This window comes from Bacteroidales bacterium MB20-C3-3, assembly GCA_035609245.1.
In the GTDB taxonomy this organism is placed as follows: Bacteria; Bacteroidota; Bacteroidia; order Bacteroidales; family UBA932; genus Bact-08.
Genome location: CP141202.1, coordinates 56867 through 74805, shown reverse-complemented (window position 1 = coordinate 74805; position 17939 = coordinate 56867). Strand labels below are relative to the sequence as shown.

The window sequence follows — 17939 nt, the reverse complement described above, 5'->3', positions numbered from 1 at the left end:
CGGTTGCCATTATTTTTGGGACTGCAAAAATAGAAATTATATTTTACTTGACAAAAAATATTTATCTTTTTAACCCTGACTTGTATAGAGCTCCTCCAATATTATCATATCTGGCCCCTGTAACCGAACTCAGGCAATTTGGCATATCGGCCACCCAAAGTGCACCCAGGAAGGCAAAGATAAGCGCCTCCTTAAAGTTAATTGTCTGTTTGTCAGGAACAAAATACTCACACTGAGGTGCATTCGCCTGCATTCTCTTAACCAGAAACTTATTCAAAGCTCCTCCTCCTGTAAGCAGTACCTTTCCCTCCTTTATGTGACCGGAAATCTGAATTGCTACATGCTCTACAAATGTAGCAAGTTTATCCTCCATTTTTATTCCTGAAGAATCAATCAGTGGTATCACACTCTGCTCCACCCACTCTCTTCCCAGAGACTTTGGACCGGTCTGACGGTAAAAATCCAGGTTGTTTAATTTTGCAAGCAACTCAAGATTTACATTACCACTTCCGGCAATCTCACCATCTTTATCATATTCGAGGCCTATTGCACGGGTATAGTGATTTAAAACATAGTTAACAGGAGAGATATCATAAGCTCCGCGGGAACCATCGGCTCTGTCAAATGAGATATTTGAAAAGCCTCCCAAATTCAGACAATAAGCAAACTCAGAGAAAAGATTTCTGTCACCTACAGGCACCAGAGGAGCACCCTGCCCTCCCAGTGCAACATCTGTAGTACGGAAATCACAGATAGTATCAACACCACTCTCGGCAGCAATACCGGCTCCGCTTCCTATCTGGGTTGTAAACCTTCTGGATGGCTGGTGAAATATTGTATGTCCGTGAGATGCAATATAATCAGGTTTCAATCTGTTTCTGACAATAAACTCTTTAACCCTCATACCTAAGTAAATGCCATAGTCCGAGTTAAGCAGAGCATACTCCTCTGCAGTCATATTCTGTGCAGTAGCAAGTTTATGTTTAAGTTCGGCCGGATATGGTTCATCTTCAGCGGCAAGAATTTCATATCCCCATTTTCCAAGAGCCTCATCAAGCGTAAATCTTGCGTAGCATAAATCCAGTCCGTCAAGAGATGTCCCTGACATCAATCCAATAATATCTACTACCATATAAAACCTCTTTTAATTTCAGTTGTATTTCCCCTTCCATCAGTTACCAGTAGAAGAAGCTTCTTATTTCCACCTTTGGGAATTCTTTTACTATCCAGTATAAGCGTGACCTTTCTGCTCTTTGGATCATACTGAGGCAGAATCCATACCCCGTCAACCTGTGCATTTATCTCAGCAATACCGGAAATCTGGTCATACAAAGTAACAGGAATTAACCCCGATACAATTTTAGCCCCTTCAGTTAATGCAAGTTTCACAATAGGTGCAATTGTATCAAAAGCAACAGTATATGTACCAAATTCACTTAGGCTTGCCGATAGTCTGTCACCACTCCATCTTCCGCCTCTGTAAGAGAGTTTTCCCCCCTCATCTAACTTTGCAATATAGGCTTTATCTTTTAAATTTTCAGGAACAGTTACCCTTAAAGAGATCTCTGCACCGGCGTGTATAGGGGTGCTCTCGCTGAAAACCCTCCATACCGGATAATTAGTTCCAACTCCCGATAAACTATCGGCATAGAAGAGGATTGTTCTGTACAAGGAACCAACAGGCAGTGTAACTTTCAACGAACCCTTTTCAAAAATATTGGGAATAAACCAAGGCATTACTTTCCCGGCTGAAAGAGCGAGCGAATCAAATTGCTTTGGCTTAAGAGAGGTCTCTCTTTTAACCGAGAATGATCTTTTTGCCGAATTACCTGCAAAATCACTTAGTTTAACAGTCACAGTGTGAATAGCGTCATCACTAATAACAAATAACCCGTGATTAGTGCTCTCTGTGTGTGTTGTCAGTGCGCTTCCGGGCTCCACCCAGCTCTTGACCATACTCCTCTTAAAATTGACCTTTTGGGGATACTCCACAATTGAATTAACATACCGACCTTTATCAAAAGGAATCTTATCTGCCCTGAAAGAAAAAATCTTCTCTCCGTCAATGTAGTATTCATATTCTGAAATTGCAAGACGGGCACCTGTACCATTCATCCTGTCAACCCCTGCAACAGCCACATAAAATGTATCCGGAACATTAACTACAACATCCTTTTCATTTTGGGTAAAACTCTTTAGAAATATGATAGATGGTATTGTTCCAGCACCGGTAATACCATAAAAAGAGACCCTCTCAATAGTCGGGGCAATATTATCATGAATATCATATCCTGCAACAATCTGGGGGTTAAGTGGGATTTCTGTTTTTGTATCCCTGATCTCAAAATGGAGATGGGGTCCTCCGGAAGAGCCTGTATTTCCGGCTTTACCAATAACATCACCCCTTTTCACAGGAAACAGAGAGGGATCAGGATTGATGTTAACAGAAAAACTCTCTCTCTCGTACTGTATCGCTCTGACCCAATCGGCAACTTTTGTGCTGAATGAGTGAAGGTGACCGTAAACAGTAGTAGTACCATCCGGATGAGTTATATAAACAGCATTGCCGTATCCTGTGGGAGAGACTGATAATCTTGATATATACCCATCTTTTACAGCCTTTACAGGTGCTCCGGATACCCCGCCTACGCGAAAATCCAACCCGGCGTGGAAATGGGTGGCTCTTAACTCCCCATAATTACCGGAAAGGGAGATAGGTAAATCAAGCGGCTTTATATACCCGGCTGCAGTTTGTGCAATAGCACCTACTGCTGTAAAAAATGATAATGCTGACAGAGCGGCTGATATAAATAATTTTCTCACAATTGCTTATTTTGATTGAAAATTATGAGAAGATCTTCTTCATCCGGTCAAAGAAATTGCGCTCATCCTTTGTAGGATTAGGCTTGAAATTATCTGAATTTTTCAGTTTTTCAAGAAGTTCTCTTTCGTTTTTATCCAGCTTTTTAGGAGTCCATATCTGAATATAGACAAGGAGGTCTCCTGATCCATATCCGTTAACATCAGGCAGCCCTTTTGATCTTAATCTCAGTATTTTTCCTGACTGAGTTCCGGGTTCAATTTTAATCCTCAGTTTTGAATCAAAATGGGGAATCTCGGCATCACCACCCAATATAGCATCTGTAATAGAGACAAATAGAGTGTAGATAAGATCATTTCCATCTCTTTGAAACTCCTGATGTTCATCCTCCTCAATTACAACAAGTAGATCTCCGTTTACCCCACCTCTTCTCGCTGCGTTACCCTTGCCCTGAACATTAAGTTGCATTCCCTGAGCTACGCCTGCAGGTATCTTGAAGCTGATCTCCTCGCTCTCCTTAACAAGTCCGTCACCACCACATTTACCACAAGGCTTGACTACTGTTTTCCCCTCACCTCCGCAAGTGGGACAAACAGAGGCAGTCTGCATAGCTCCAAATATTGATTGCTGAACCCTGGTAACCTGGCCAGATCCATTACAGGTTGTACAGGTCTTTATATCGGCCTCAGATTTTGCACCTTTTCCCGAACACTCATGACAAGATACCTGCTTGTTTATCTTGATTTTTTTCTCAGTCCCCTTTGCAATCTCCTTAAGATCAAGTTTAACTCTTATTCTTATATCGGAACCCTTATTGACCCTTCTGCCACCTCTGCTTCCTCCGAATCCGCTAAAGCCTCCGAATCCGCCGAAATGGCCTCCAAAAATGTCTCCAAACTGGCTGAAAATATCCTCCATAGAGAAGCCGGCACCGCTGAATCCGCCTCCACCTCCGCCTGCATTCATTCCTGCATGTCCAAACTGATCATATCTGGCCTTTTTGTCAGGATTGCTAAGAACATCATAAGCCTCGGCAGCCTCTTTAAAGTTCTCCTCGGCCTGTTTATCTCCCGGGTTTTTATCCGGGTGATACTTGAGAGCCATCTTTCTGTAGGCCTTTTTGATCTCCTCTGCGGAGGCCCCCTTGGTTACGCCAAGCACCTCATAGTAATCTCTTTTTGCCATCTTTTAAATTTTATACACCAACAACAACTTTTGCAAATCTTATAACCTTGCCGTTAAGCGTATAACCCTGCTGTACGACATCAATAATTCTATTTTTCTTAGCATCCTCTTCTACAGGGAACTGAGCTACGGCCTCGTGAAAATCAGTGTCAAGACTCTCACCGACAGCCTCAATTTTCTTAAGACCTTTAGAAATTAAATAAACCATTAGCTTATTATGAATAAGTTCAGTCCCCTCAAGAGCAGCCTTTATGTCACCAGTGGACTTGGAAAGAATATCTATGGCACGCTCAAAATCATCAAGCACAGGCAGCAACCCCTTAATTGTATCCTCTGCAGCATTTACTACAAGATCCATCCTCTCTTTTGCTGTTCTTCTTCTGAAATTATCAAACTCAGCAACAAGTCTTAAATACCTGTCGTTCAACTCTGACAGCTTCTGAGAATCATTATTTTCAGTAACCTCCTCACTCTTTTCATTTTTATTTTGCTGCTCTTCAGATACCTCTTGATCTACCTGTTCCTCAATCTCTTTTTCCTTGTTCTTTCTCTTCATTACCTATATGATTTTCATTATTATTCAAAATTACCAAGCCGCAAAAATAACAACAAAATTTTTGCCAGCAGGATAAAAAGGACAAAATGGCACTTTATTATTACATTTGCCCCGTTTTATGATTGAGAATTTTACAAATTACATTCAGACAGCAGACCCTCTATCGGCAGGAATGATTTCACTACTGATAGGAGTAGGAATTTTTGTCGGCTTTGTAAATACTTTGGCGGGTATGGCCACAGCCCTTTCATACGCACTCTTTATGGCTATGGGAATGCCGATTAATGTCGCCAACGGCACCACCCGTGTAGGTGTCCTTGCTCAATTCGCTGTCTCCTCAGTAATGTTCAAAAAAAGCGGATACCTGGACACAAAACTTGCAACTAAAGTGGGTATCCCTGTAGCCATAGGCTCCCTGGCCGGCGCCCAGGCCGCCGCAGTGCTCAACCCATCTGTAATGGAGATAGCCATGGGTATCATGCTCCCGATTATGGCCATTATGCTCCTCTACTCACAGCACCGCCGGTCAAAAGCAGACGCGAGCTCAACTGCGAACTCAACTACAAGGTCAACCGCGAGCTCAACCGCAGCCATAAGCTCAACCGCAGCCGCAGCCGCAAAATCTCAAGCCTTCAGTGCAGCAAAATTCATCGCTTTTATATTCATTGGAGCATATGGCGGATTCACTCATGCAGGCGTAGGAATCCTAATAATCTTTGGATCGTTTTACCTTCTTGGGCTTGACATCCTCAGAGCAAATGGAATAAAACAATTTGCGGTTGTAATCTACACCCCGATAGCCCTGACAATCTTTATAATCCACGGTCAGGTCAACTGGCCTGTTGCCCTTATCTATTCAATAGGCAATGTGACCGGAGCAATTCTTGCATCCCGTTACGCAGTAAAATGGGGAGCCAAAGCAGTCAACTACATAATCGCCATCGCCGTCTTTGCAATGTCCTTCTGGCTCATTTACAAAAACGCCGCCTGATTCCTGGCCGCGATTCCGGCCTGCCACCTCCTCGCTCTCTTCGTTCGCTGTGGCGGAGACTCCTTCAATGTTATCAGGTAGTCTTGATGCATTCACAGAGTAGTCCGCATTACTTCCGGAGTTTTTCCTCCTCGCTCTCTTCGTTCGCTGTGGCGGAGACTCCTTCACTTATGCGGACTACTCTGTGAAAAGGCATGCAGTACTCCCTCCCCGGTCAACCGAGACTCGAAGGAACCTCCGCCGGAAGAAGCGAAGCGGATGAGGAGGAAAAGTTCCGGAGGGGCTGCGGTTGACCGGGGAGGGAGTCAAGGACACCTTTTGGGACGAAGGAACCTCCGCCGGAAGAAGCGAAGCGGATGAGGAGGAAAAGTTCCGGAGGGGCTGCGGTTGACCGGGGAGGAGATGCGCAGAGGGGGTTCACAGCTCCCAGAGATAGAGCGAAGCGACGGTATTGTATGGTGAGAATGTCTCACGAATCTCTTCAAACTGCATGCGGGAAAGTGTCTCAAGTCCAAAGAGTTTCTTTATGCCATTTTTGATCGCAAAGTCACCCCAGCTGAGAACATCGGGACGCTCAAGAGAGAAGATGAGCATCATCTCGGCAGTCCACTCTCCCACCCCTCGTAGCTTAACAAGCTCCCTGATAAAATCGGCATCGTCTAAACTACGCAGGCTCTTAAAATCAAGGGTGCCTTCAACTGCTGCCGATGCTATGCCGGTTATGTATTCTGCCTTGCGCTGGGAGAGTCCGCAGGCTCTGAGCTCTTCTGTTGAGAGAAGCGAAAAGATTTCCGGAGAAACAGCCGACTTACCTGGTTCAACTGATTTTGATGGCTCAGCCGCCAATTTTAACTCAACCGCTTTCACAAGCCGGCCCCATATGGTCTCCGCCACCTTGCCTGTTATCTGCTGTGAGACTATGCTGGAGGCGAGAGCGGTAAAGAGGTCAGGTTCAACGGGGCGTTCAAGAAAGCCGAGTCTGTCAATGACTCTACCCAATTCAGGGCAGACTGTGGAGAGGTGGCGAACCTCCCGTTCACCATATTTGAGATATCCGGGTTTAGCCATTTCCAGAATTATTTATCCATTCTTGCTAATTGTCATCAGGCCATTTTTGTCCAGAATTTTCACCGATTTGCCGTTCATCTCAATAATCCCATCTTTTCCAAATTCAGTGAATACTCTGGAGACACTTTCACGAGAGGCATCCACAAGATTTCCAATCTCTTCCTGAGTAACATTAAGTGTAAATTCGTCATTTTTAAAAATGACATTTGCGAATTCCAGAAGTACATCGGCAAGTTTACCGCGGGTCTGCTTCTGAGTCCGGTTCACACATTTCTGATATGACTCGAGCTCGCTTTTGCACAACTCAATCATAATCTGATTGGTAAATGCAGGATTAGTCTCAAGCATCTTACGGAATACTGTAATATCTATGAAACAAACCTCACATTCATCAATCGCTGTCACCGAATACTGGTTTATCTTATCTCCAAAAGTAGTGGGTAGGCCGAGGTAATTTCTAGGCTTAACAATCCTCACCACCTGAACATGATATGGGCCGTCAATATGAATCTTGGCCAGCCCCTTTTTAAGATAGGCAACATTAGTAGAGTATGTTCCCTGCCTTATAATCACATCACCTTTCTTAAATTTTACGGTCAGGCAATTTGGAGATAACATCTTAAGCTCCTCTGCTGACAACTTCTCCTCCGCCGGTGATTTGTATTCGCAAAACTGACAGTTGTTCGCCATTGTTCATTTTTTACAAATATAGTAAAAACCCAAAACACAATTTGCCTCAGAGGAAAAGTGTCAAATATTCAGTTGTTTGACACTTTTCCTCTGAGGCAAATTTGCTGTGCGACTACAAACTCTCCCCAAAGTCCGCACGGAATTTTGCGGCAAGGATTTGCGGCCAGTCACCTACGGGTTGGAGTTCGCCCATAAAGAAGCGGAGAACGGCGGGTTCATAGGAGAAGGTGAGGCCACCAATCAGGTGCCTGTTTTCCCACAACCACTGAACACGGTCAACTACATATTTAAGCTGGGAGAGGGTGAAGACGCGCCTCGGCACAGCTAAGCGGAGCAGCTCAATATCGGCAAGAATATCATTACCATTTTGGTCCCGTACTGATGAGAGGGTTCCCCGCTCCATTCCGCGGACTCCGGAGGCGATAAAGAGGGCGGCAGCAAGTGCACCGGCAGGATATTGGCTCTGGGGCACATGAGAGCAAAATGCCTTTGCATCTATGTGGCAGCCAAGGACTCCGGCAGGAGTTACTACAGGGATACCTCGCTTTTTAAACTCATCAACAAGGAACTCAATAAATCTGGGACTTTGCGAAATTGCAGTCTCGTCAAGGGTTTCACGCAATCCCACTGCCATTGCCTCCATCTCACGGGTAGAGATTCCTCCGTATGTCAGGAAACCCTCGTAGAGCGGTATCAAGGTCTCCATTTGCAAGTAAAGATCCCTTCGGTTTGTACAAATTCCACCACCCCTTGACGAGCTCAGTTTTCTGGCAGAGAAGTAAACAATATCAGCAAGCGAGGTCATCTCCCTGATAATCTCCCCTATCTGAGCACCCTGCCATTGGGCCTCCCGCCTCTTGATAAGGTATGCATTCTCCCCTATCAGACTGGCATCCAGCACCAGTAGGATGTCGAATCTGTCTGCTACACCCCTAACTGCCCTCAGGTTTGCGAGCGAAAAGGGCTGCCCCCCTATAAGGTTTGTTGAAGCCTCCATCCGTATAAAGGGAACATTCTCAGGGCCATTCTCAACTATACAGGCGCTGAGCTTCTCAATATTCATATTCCCTTTAAAGGGATTATCCGATTCTATCTTAAGTGCATCTTCATAGAGCAGCTCCTCAATCCGCCCCCCTTTGTCCAGCGTGTGCGCCTGAAAAGTTGTGAAGTGGTAGTTTGTGGGAACAACACTTCCGTTCTTGAGAAAAACCCTGCAAATAATATTCTCCGCTGCACGCCCCTGGTGGACAGGCAGAAAATGCCCGGCGCCTAGAACCTCACGCACAGCCTCCAGCAGCCTCTCAAAACTCTGAGAGCCCGCATAGGCATCATCGGCCCTCATCATTGCCGACATCTGTTCGTCGCTCATTGCGTTTGTGCCGCTATCAGTTAGCATGTCCAGAAAGACCTCGCGGGTATTCAGTTTGAATGTGTTAAAGCCCGATCTGTTAATCGCCTCCAGCCGCTCCTCCACCGGAATAAGATGTAACTTTTGGACGATTCTTACCTTGTGAAGTTCCAGGGGAATGTTTTCGCCTGTGTGGAATTTAATTTCGTTCATAAATTGAATGATTAAATGTTAAGTAATTTGTTAGTTAGTTATTAAATAAAAAAGTCCGGGCTGCGGGCCCGGACTCATATACTTCATTTATGTTTTCTGTGGTTATGTTTCAGAATTACACAATAGTACTACGGCCGAACCCCTGTAAGTGCGGTAATAATAATAGCTGTAGTAATATGCGCGGTTAATATTCATTATAAACAAAAAAGGCCCCCAAAAACGGGAGCCAAATATGGTTTCATAACATATCAATCCCGTATCAACCCCTGTTGAAGTAGTAATACGAGTAATAATATGTGCTGTTAAATTTCATCGTTTGCAAATGTATGGAAAAAATTTAAAACCACAACTCTGCCTCAGAGGAAAAGTGATTATATTGCAATCCAAATGATTATATCCATTTGAAATTTATTATTATGAGAAAAATAGTAATATTTATTTTTGCAGCACTTATAATAATATCCTGCATTACCAACAGTAATGTGTATATTAGTTTAGAAAAAGCAGATAGTTTAATGAACTATTTGCCTGACAGTTCACTTAATATATTGAAGTCTATCCGATATAGTGCACTTAAAACAAATCAGGAAAAAGCCTACTACGCCCTTTTGTATACCCAATGCCTTCATAAAAATTACCTCCCTATAGTTAATGACTCTTTGATTTCTCTAGCAGTTGATTATTATTTACATGAGAAAGAATGGGATAAGTATGCAAAATCACTTATATATAAGGGTATTTCTCTTGAGGAGATGTACATGAATACTATGGCAATGGAGATGTACAAAAAGGCCGAAGAGATATCAGCTGAGAGTTCTGATTTTTTACTAAAAGGACTAATCAATTCAAGAATAGGGATGTTGTATTCAAAGAAATTGATTGAGAACAACGAAGATATAAAGTACTATAAAAATGCAAAGGATTATTTCAACAAAGCGAGGCACTACGCAAATCTTAATTCCATACTAAGTCTGATTGGACAACACTATAGAGTGGGGCAAACAAACAGGGATAGCGCATACTATTATATTAACCAAGCAATTGAACTGGCACAACAGCGAGAGGATTCGGTAAGCTTACTCTACAATAAGGCATTGCTGGCCAATACTTATTATTTAGATGGTAACTACAAAACAGCAAAGGAGATATGTCTGTTTATTATCAGAAACAAAAATAACTCAACACTATCTGACGAAGTATATAACTGTCTGAGTAGATCGTATGCAGCTCTTTACATGATTGACTCTGCTTACCATTATTCCGGATTGATAAATATCAGAAAGAATGATTCTCTATCATATTATCTTACTAATAAAATTATAGCAGAGAAATCAGGCGATTTTAAAAAAGCATTTGATTTTTTCACATTGTCACAGCGAATATCCGATTCAATTATAAATAGTGCCAGAAAGATGGATATCTACGATGTTGAAAAAAGATATGACTATCAGAAATTGGTAATTAAAAACCAAGATCTGCAAATCAAAAATCAATCCAGACTTTTGGTAATTATTCTAGTATCAATATTTTTTGCCGGTTTATTATTTGTGGAGTTACTTATTATAAAAAGGAAACAAAAAGAACTTGAGGAGATCCGATTTTTTTTAGAACAGTTGAAATCCAGCTCATTAATGAGGGCAAATACTCTAAATTGCGAAATCTCTACCACAATCAGTAATGAAGAAAAATTAAAAAAATTCCTTGATAGAAAATTACATACAATCAGACAATTAATAGATCTTTCATATAGATATGAGTCCACACCTAAGGCCTTTATCAAGCATTTTAAATCAATTATTAGGACAGATAATCTCGATGAGGGCGTATTAAATGACCTTGTTGATATTGTTAATGTTCAGCATAATAGAATCATTGATCATCTTGCAAAAAAACACCCTGAATTAAATTCAGATGATTTAAAACTAATTGCACTTATTTGTTGTAATTTTTCTGCTATAGAAATGACTGTATTTTTTAATTATACAAACGAAAAATCCATTTATGGAAGAAAAAAACGCCTCACGCAAAAGATGAAAATTGAATCAAATATTGACGATTATATCAGTGGTGAAATTAGGATAATTTCCAGCTAACAATCGCAATGACTTCCTAAAACTATTTATCGTTAGTAATCAAATTTTTACAGATCCAAAAATGACTAAATATTATCAGTGATTTCGACTGATAGGTAGTCTTTTGTAAGTATTTTTGGATATATAAAAATTTGATTATATGAAAATTAAATCTATCCTGTTAATTATTTCTTTCTTTTGGATTTCAACAATCTCCTTGTACTCTCAAAGCAACAGCACTGAGGTAGAGATGAGAAAAACTGAGCCAGTGAATCCCGGACCTCGAACTTTGAATGCATTACCATCTGTGTGGATAAATTATGGGGATAATACTATCTCAATATCATTTAATAAACTGCAAAGCAATAATATATTTTATATAATTGATAATCTGGGTAATATTATTTGTCTATCACCAATTATCTGCGATGGTTCAATTCATAAATACAATTTTATTACTACTGTTCATGGTTATTACAATATCGTCATAATAAGCGATGATGACAAATATGTTGGTGAAATTGAACTAATGAACGATAAAATATACGATTGGCTGTAAATAGGCATGGTAGGGAAACAAAAAAATAATAACTTACACATATTAATATGAATAAATTATCTTTTGTATTACTAAAATTGATTTTTACAATGTTAATAATCTCTTGTGAAAAAATTGAACCAACGAATACACCTATTTCTCAGGAAATTTATTTTGTAAAAAAAGAGGAAGAGATTAAAAAGTCAATAAACTGGTTAAGTAAGAACTCTTTTTTGACGAAATCCAATGCCAAATGGATGCCCATGTGGGAAAAAGGACTTATATTTCACAATGACACTTCCAAAACTTTAGAGGTTCCATTATCATATCTTTTCCAAGATATTATTTCGACTAAATTATTTATACATAAACCTAGTAATCAGGAAATATTGTCTTTAGTCAATAAGGAATCTTTGGTCATTGAATCCAACAATCAAGGAATCTACAGGGCGTTTTTTATGATTGTTGTACCATCAGAGAAGTTTGTAAGAAATAGCGGTAATTCTTTAGCAAAGATGACTTATCTTTTTAGAGACAGAAAATTTGACGGTCTTGTATTATATAAAAATTTAGAAGGACAATATGTTGGTGGCTGGAAATATGAAGAGGGGAAAATAATATCAAAACTTAGGGTCTCAAGTCATAATGTCCCTACAAAAAACTCTGTTACATACTGTCAATCCACTTATCATATAAGTTGGATTGAGTGGACATATAATAATAGTCCTGCAATGGATATATCAAATATTGAAGTAAATGAAGAGATAAACTGTTGGACCGTTGATTATCCATATTCCGGAGGAGGAGGAGGAGGCTCAGGGTCCGAAGGGGGTGGATATGTTGATTCTAACGACAACCAATCTCCGGATGATAAAATCAAATTTGATGAAGAGAGTTTATCAGTAAAAGATAAAATTGAAGAATTATATGCTACTTGTGCAGGCAACAGTATTGTTTCAAATATTTCCGGAAATATATACATAAATCATAATCCAAATCAAACTTATAGTTTATCATATGCCTACTCAAGTAATAATGGACATATCATTTCATGGAAAACTAATACACCAAATGCTAATGACTTAATACATGAACTTGTCCATGCTCTTCAAAAAGAACAAAACCTGATGTTATCTAATAATTTAAACACCGAGATAGAAGCATTTATGGCATACTATATTTTTTCAATGAATAAAGGGCTTATGCTTCCCGGTGATATAGAATGGATCTTATTTGATTATTATTTAGAAGATCCTACATCTGAAAATTATTTAGCTCTGGCAGATGCTGTAAGAGGCTACAGTGAAACATATAGCAATTATACAGAAAATATATTAAATAGATCTTTTGATAGAATAAGAGACATATTCCAGGCCTGCTATAGCATCCAAATTGCTAATCCTTTGTAATAACATCAACAATAAAATAAATCATCATGAAAAAGTTTATTATGATTCTATTATCTGTCTGCTTCTACTCATTAACTTTTGCTCAAAGTCTGATAGAGAGAAAGGACACAATTCAGATAAATGAAATAACCTATAAATTAAAATGGGACTTTGGAGGGGGAACAATATTTGAAATAGGAGATATCCATAATTCACTTCTGGGAAACTATGTAGTTACCAAAAAGGGGTACTCAACGAGTATTGGCGCTTTCAAAAAGGTTAAATTGGCTCAAGAAAGTAAAGATGCAGAGATCATTAAAGAGGTGTTTTCTAAAGAGGAGATTACGGCTTTAAAAAACTCTTATCCTGAGTCAATGAATCCAAAAGTATATCATTTAGCTAAACCTTGTCTTCAATATGCAGTGGCACTTGATCTTAACGGAAAAATATTAAATATCAAATTCCGTTTTCAAACATATCCTGGCATTCTAAAAAATCTTAAGCCGGAAAGGATATATCAATTAGAGAAGAGATTCAGGGAAGAGCTAAAATTTGTTATTCCTCAGGAATATAAGGAGTGGTACGACTATATTCCGTCTTGGTTTTATAGGGTAGATTTTGACTCTTTGTAATCTTTTTTTGTGATTCATATCACATCCTGACCCGTATTCATATCATTGGGGTTTGGCCGGCTTGCATGGCTAAATGGGCTTTCTTTGTAAACGGATATAAACAATCTAAATTCAAAGAGATGCAAGAACAACTGGATAAGCTGAAAAAGAGGGTGGACAAACTGGAGAATGCCAGAAAAGACCAGCTCTCTATGGCTGTGGTATCGGGCGACCTGGATAAGGTGATGGCCTCGATGATTATTGGTATTGCTGCAGCAGCGATGGACACAAAGGTAAAGATGTTCTTCTCCTTCTGGGCGCTAAGTGCACTCAGAGATGAGAAAAAGAGCGCCAAGGGAAAGAACTTTATCTCAAAAATGTTTGGGATAATGCTTCCAAAGGGCAAAAATGCTCTTAAACTTTCAAACATGAATATGCTTGGTATGGGCCCGGTTATGATCAAGCACCTTATGAAGAAAAACAATGTTCTCTCACTTGACGAGATGTTCAAGACTGCTGGAGAACTTGGTATTGAGATTATCGTATGCGAGATGTCAATGGGTCTGATGGGCTTCAAAAAAGAGGAGTTCATTGATTACCCTCACCTTTCGTATGCAGGGGCAGCAACATTTGTGGCTGATGCCGGCGAAAGCGCTGCGCAATTATTCATTTAGCAATCAAAAACAGATTGCAAACAATTAAACAAAAAATTTCATTAACAATAAAAACAATTGAATTATGATGACACAAGAGGAACTAAAAGCACTAAACGTAGATAAGAGTGTTGACGCAAGAGGAACAGCATGTCCCGGACCACTGCTCGAGGCAAAAAAAGCCATTGGAACAATAGAGGAGGGCGAAATTATGGAGATTCTCTCTGCCGACGAAGGAACAAAGGTAGATATACCTAAATGGTGTTCAAAACAGGGACACGACTACCTGGGAACCGTTGAGGAGAATGGTTACTTCAAAATTTACATGCGTAAGAACGAAATCTAAAAATAGTTGAGATGAGCAAAAGGAATGCAAAAATCCTGGTCTTCTCAACAGAAAAAATATCCGACCCCGCCATTGACATGGCGGGTCTTCTCAAATTACACTATCCGCCGGAGGTATTCACAATTCCGGTAAGGTGTTCAAGCGGAATTAAGCCGAGATGGATTCTTCGCGCCTTTGAAAAGGGGTTTGACGGAGTATTCATTGCTGCAGACGGAAGCGACTGCTCATATGGCGAGAGCTGCACAGAGAAGACGGGTCATCTTGTAGAGAGGGTCCACGAAATGATGAAGGCCCAGAATATTGAGCCATCACGCCTGAGAATGGCTGCCATCTGTTCGGTGTGCAGCGAATCATTCGTTAAGCAGGTTAAGAGCTTTAACGAAATATTATTAAAACAGGAAATCCAGTAATTATGCAGACAGAACGAATTAAACTTACCTATGACGCACTTGTCATAGGCGGAGGAATTGCAGGAGGTGAAGCTGCCCTGAACCTTGCCAACAACGGCTATAAGGTATTGGTGGTGGAGAAGAGCCTCTCCGTAGGGGGAAAGATGATTATGCTCAGCAAGGTATTCCCAACCCTGGACTGCTCGGCCTGCATAACCACACCCAAAGTGTCTGAAATTTCCAGACACCCGAACATTAAGATATTTACTGAAAGCGATATAGAGTCAATCGAAAAACTTGGAGAGCAAAACTTTGTAGCAAAGGTAACAAGAAGACCGCGTTATGTTGTTGAAGAGGATTGCACAGCTTGCCAGCTTTGCGAAGAGGCCTGCCCGGTTATTGTAAAGGACCAGTTCCAGTACGGACTCGTGGGTCGTAAGGCTGCCTATATACCATTCAGCATCTGCAGCCCAAAGGTTGCAGCAATAGATATTGACAACTGTACACTTTGCGGCGCCTGCGAAAAGGTGTGCCCTCCGGGTTGCATTGACTTCACAATGAAACCTAAACACTATGAGGTAAGCGTAAAGACAGCCATAGTTGCAACAGGCTTTGAATTATTTGACCCTTCAACCGTAAAAAGATACAGCTACCAGGAGGGAAAGAATGTTATCACATCAATGCAGATGGAGAGACTTCTTGCACCCACAAGGCCATTCCATACAATATTAAGGCCGAGCGACGGTAAGGTTCCGGACAAAATCGCCTATGTACTCTGCGCCGGATCAAGAGACGACTCAATGGGGAACCCAATCTGCTCTCAGATATGCTGTATGTACTCCATAAAGCAGGCACAACTTCTTATGGGTGCATTGCCGATGGCAGACATCACTATCTACTACATAGACATCCGCGCATTCGGCAAAGGATACGATGAGTTCTACGAGCAGGCGGTTGCTATGGGTGTAAGGCTGGTAAAGGGAAAAATCGGCAAAATATCGGAAAAGGAGAACGGTAATCTTGTACTCAGATACGAAGATGTATCAACAGGTAAGCTAAAAGAGGCGGAGCACGATTTTGTGGTTCTTTCAGTAGGTGCAAAACCAAACGAGGAGCCTCAGTCACTATTCAAGACCCAGAAGCTGGAACTTGATAACCTTAAATATGTTAAACAGAGTGACCCTCTGCTAAGCCCTGCAAAAACCACCATTGAGGGGGTATTTGTTGCAGGAGCAGCCACCGGACCAAAAGATATCCCGGACTCCATCCTCTCTGCAGGATGCGCATCCACCGAGGCAATCAGTTACCTAAACAGTTAAACCTGAAAGAGATGAAAAAGAAATTAGGAGTATACATATGCGCGTGCGGAGGTAACATCTCTGACTATGTAGACATTGAGAAGGTGAGGGAGGCTGTTAAGGACGAGGATTGTCTGGTACTGGCCAAGACCACCATGTTTGCCTGCGGTGATACCAATCAGAAGGATATGGAGCAGGACATCAAAGAGAACGACCTAAGCGGAATAGTTGTGGCAAGCTGTTCACCAAAACTACACCTTACAACCTTCAGAGGCGTTAGTGAAAGAGCAGGTTTGAACAAATACAACTATGTCCATGCAAATATAAGGGAGCAGGGCTCATGGGCCCATTCAGACAACAAAGTGGGAGCTACCGAGAAGGCTATCAACCTTGTTAAGGCAGCAATTGCAAAGGCCCGTCTGGCCGAATCCCTTGAACCAATTATAATTGAGTCAAAGAGATCTGTTGCCGTAATTGGAGCAGGCGTTGCCGGAATGAAGGCTGCAATATCTCTGGCAAGAATGAAAGACGAGGTATATCTTATCGAAAGAGAGGCAAGAGTAGGCGGACACCTATCGGCCTTAGAGAGGATAAGCCCAGAGGGGACCGATGGCAGGGAGCTGCTGGCAAGACTTGAGAAAGAGATTGCAGCAGAGCCAAATATCACCCTCCTTACAAATGCCGAGGTTACCTCTACTGGCGGAAACATCGGAGATTTTAAGGTGGATGTGACCATTAAAGGATCCCAGGGCGAGGTGGTAAAGCAGTTTGTGGCGGGTTCAATCCTTGTTGCAACAGGCTTCAACTCATACACCCCTGCAGAAGGCGAATTCGGCTACGGCAATATTAAAAATGTCATTACCCTGCCGGATTTTAAAAAGTTGATTTCTGAGGGTGGTAAAGCCGATGCAGACGGAACAATGCACCTCTATTACAACAACAGAGAGGTTCAGTCAATTGCATACATATACTGCGTAGGAAGCAGACAAGTTAAGGGTGAGAATAAATACTGCTCACGCTACTGCTGTACTGCCGCTATACAGTCATCCCTTGATGTAAGAGAGAAGTTCCCTCATGTGGACAACTTCCACTTTACAAGAGGTGTGAGAACCTACGGAAAACAGGAGCTTATATACAAAGAGTCAAACGATAAGGGCGATGTCTATATCCAGTTCCCTGACAAAAAGCCGCCAGTGGTTACAGAGGAGAACGGAAAGGTACTTGTTAAGGCAATTGATATTCTCTCTGACAAGAGCGAATCCGAGGTTGCTGCAGATCTTCTGGTTCTTGTAACCGGAATGGTTCCTGATTCAGATACTGCTCTTGGAAACCTTCTGAAACTACCTAAAGGTCGCGACAAGTTCTTTAACGAGATACACCCTAAACTCAGACCGGTAGAGACCGTAATCGACGGAATCACAATAGCAGGAACCTGCCAGGGACCTAAAAATGTGGCCGAGTCGGTGAATTCGGCACTATCCGCAGCCGCAAAATCCCACTCATTCGTGAGTCTGGGAGAACTGGAGCTTGAGCCGATAGTGGCCTATGTTGACAACGAAACCTGCAACTGGTGTACAGCCTGTTCGGATGTATGTCCTTTTAGCGCGGTGAGTATGATTGACCACAACGGCAAATCTGTGGCGGCAATAAACAAGAGCAACTGTAAAGGTTGCGGAATGTGCCTGCCGGTTTGTCCAAGTGACTCAATAGAGCTGATCTCTTTCACAAACAAAGAGATGGAGAGTATGATAGATGTTTTGGCACAATAACAA

Annotated in this window: 17 protein-coding genes; 10 read left to right on the top strand and 7 right to left on the bottom strand. The window is 41.6% G+C overall.

The window, feature by feature from the left end; genetic code table 11:
- Positions 1-61: 61 nt before the first annotated feature.
- Genes U5907_00360 through U5907_00345 form a run of 4 tightly spaced genes read right to left on the bottom strand, consistent with a single transcriptional unit; the run spans position 62 to position 4562 of the window.
- On the bottom strand, positions 62-1132 hold the full coding sequence (locus tag U5907_00360) for an anhydro-N-acetylmuramic acid kinase (GenBank protein WRQ33118.1): 1071 nt from the start codon (positions 1130-1132) through the stop codon (positions 62-64).
- Positions 1126-2823 carry a M23 family metallopeptidase gene (locus tag U5907_00355; protein ID WRQ33117.1) on the bottom strand — a complete coding sequence of 566 codons (1698 nt, stop codon included), beginning with the start codon at positions 2821-2823 and terminating at the stop codon, positions 1126-1128. The genes U5907_00360 and U5907_00355 overlap by 7 nt, the downstream gene beginning before the upstream one ends.
- A 22-nt stretch (positions 2824-2845) precedes the next feature.
- The gene (gene dnaJ / locus U5907_00350) at positions 2846-4006 is read right to left on the bottom strand and encodes a molecular chaperone DnaJ (protein ID WRQ33116.1); all 1161 of its coding nucleotides are present in this window, start codon (positions 4004-4006) and stop codon (positions 2846-2848) included.
- A 10-nt stretch (positions 4007-4016) separates the two neighbouring features.
- Entirely contained in the window at positions 4017-4562 is a 546-nt protein-coding gene (locus tag U5907_00345) for a nucleotide exchange factor GrpE (GenBank protein WRQ33115.1), read from the bottom strand.
- A 106-nt stretch (positions 4563-4668) separates the two neighbouring features.
- Between U5907_00345 and U5907_00340 the strand changes: the two genes are divergently transcribed.
- The gene (locus U5907_00340; protein ID WRQ33114.1) at positions 4669-5553 is read left to right on the top strand and encodes a sulfite exporter TauE/SafE family protein; all 885 of its coding nucleotides are present in this window, start codon (positions 4669-4671) and stop codon (positions 5551-5553) included.
- Between the two features lie 417 nt (positions 5554-5970).
- Here the strand turns inward: U5907_00340 and U5907_00335 are convergent, their stop codons facing one another.
- From U5907_00335 to U5907_00325, 3 genes are all read right to left on the bottom strand, one after another.
- A complete protein-coding gene (locus tag U5907_00335) occupies positions 5971-6621 on the bottom strand; it encodes a DNA-3-methyladenine glycosylase (protein WRQ33113.1) in 651 nt (216 codons plus the stop codon).
- A gap of 12 nt (positions 6622-6633) precedes the next feature.
- Positions 6634-7311, bottom strand: coding sequence for a Crp/Fnr family transcriptional regulator (locus U5907_00330; GenBank protein ID WRQ33112.1), 678 nt, complete (start codon positions 7309-7311; stop codon positions 6634-6636).
- Between the two features lie 112 nt (positions 7312-7423).
- Positions 7424-8872: a tryptophanase gene (locus tag U5907_00325; protein WRQ33111.1), complete on the bottom strand. Its 1449-nt coding sequence runs from the start codon at positions 8870-8872 to the stop codon at positions 7424-7426.
- Between the two features lie 416 nt (positions 8873-9288).
- Here U5907_00325 and U5907_00320 point away from each other — a divergent pair, with 416 nt between their 5' ends.
- From U5907_00320 to U5907_00280, 9 genes are all read left to right on the top strand, one after another.
- Positions 9289-10965 (top strand): hypothetical protein, encoded by a 1677-nt coding sequence (locus U5907_00320; protein WRQ33110.1) that lies wholly within the window; start codon positions 9289-9291, stop codon positions 10963-10965.
- Positions 10966-11104: 139 nt separating this feature from the next.
- Positions 11105-11503, top strand: a complete 399-nt coding sequence (locus tag U5907_00315; GenBank protein ID WRQ33109.1) for a hypothetical protein — start codon at positions 11105-11107, stop codon at positions 11501-11503.
- 47 nt (positions 11504-11550) lie between these two features.
- A complete protein-coding gene (locus U5907_00310) occupies positions 11551-12891 on the top strand; it encodes a hypothetical protein (GenBank protein ID WRQ33108.1) in 1341 nt (446 codons plus the stop codon).
- Positions 12892-12917: 26 nt separating this feature from the next.
- Positions 12918-13502, top strand: a complete 585-nt coding sequence (locus U5907_00305; GenBank protein WRQ33107.1) for a hypothetical protein — start codon at positions 12918-12920, stop codon at positions 13500-13502.
- Between the two features lie 119 nt (positions 13503-13621).
- Positions 13622-14155: a DsrE/DsrF/DrsH-like family protein gene (locus tag U5907_00300; GenBank protein ID WRQ33106.1), complete on the top strand. Its 534-nt coding sequence runs from the start codon at positions 13622-13624 to the stop codon at positions 14153-14155.
- 64 nt (positions 14156-14219) lie between these two features.
- Positions 14220-14480: a sulfurtransferase TusA family protein gene (locus U5907_00295; protein ID WRQ33105.1), complete on the top strand. Its 261-nt coding sequence runs from the start codon at positions 14220-14222 to the stop codon at positions 14478-14480.
- An 11-nt stretch (positions 14481-14491) separates the two neighbouring features.
- Complete coding sequence (locus tag U5907_00290) at positions 14492-14890, top strand: hydrogenase iron-sulfur subunit (protein ID WRQ33104.1); 399 nt, start codon at positions 14492-14494, stop codon at positions 14888-14890.
- A gap of 2 nt (positions 14891-14892) precedes the next feature.
- Positions 14893-16188, top strand: a complete 1296-nt coding sequence (locus U5907_00285) for an FAD-dependent oxidoreductase (protein ID WRQ33103.1) — start codon at positions 14893-14895, stop codon at positions 16186-16188.
- Positions 16189-16199: 11 nt separating this feature from the next.
- A complete protein-coding gene (locus U5907_00280) occupies positions 16200-17936 on the top strand; it encodes an FAD-dependent oxidoreductase (protein WRQ33102.1) in 1737 nt (578 codons plus the stop codon).
- Positions 17937-17939: the final 3 nt, after the last annotated feature.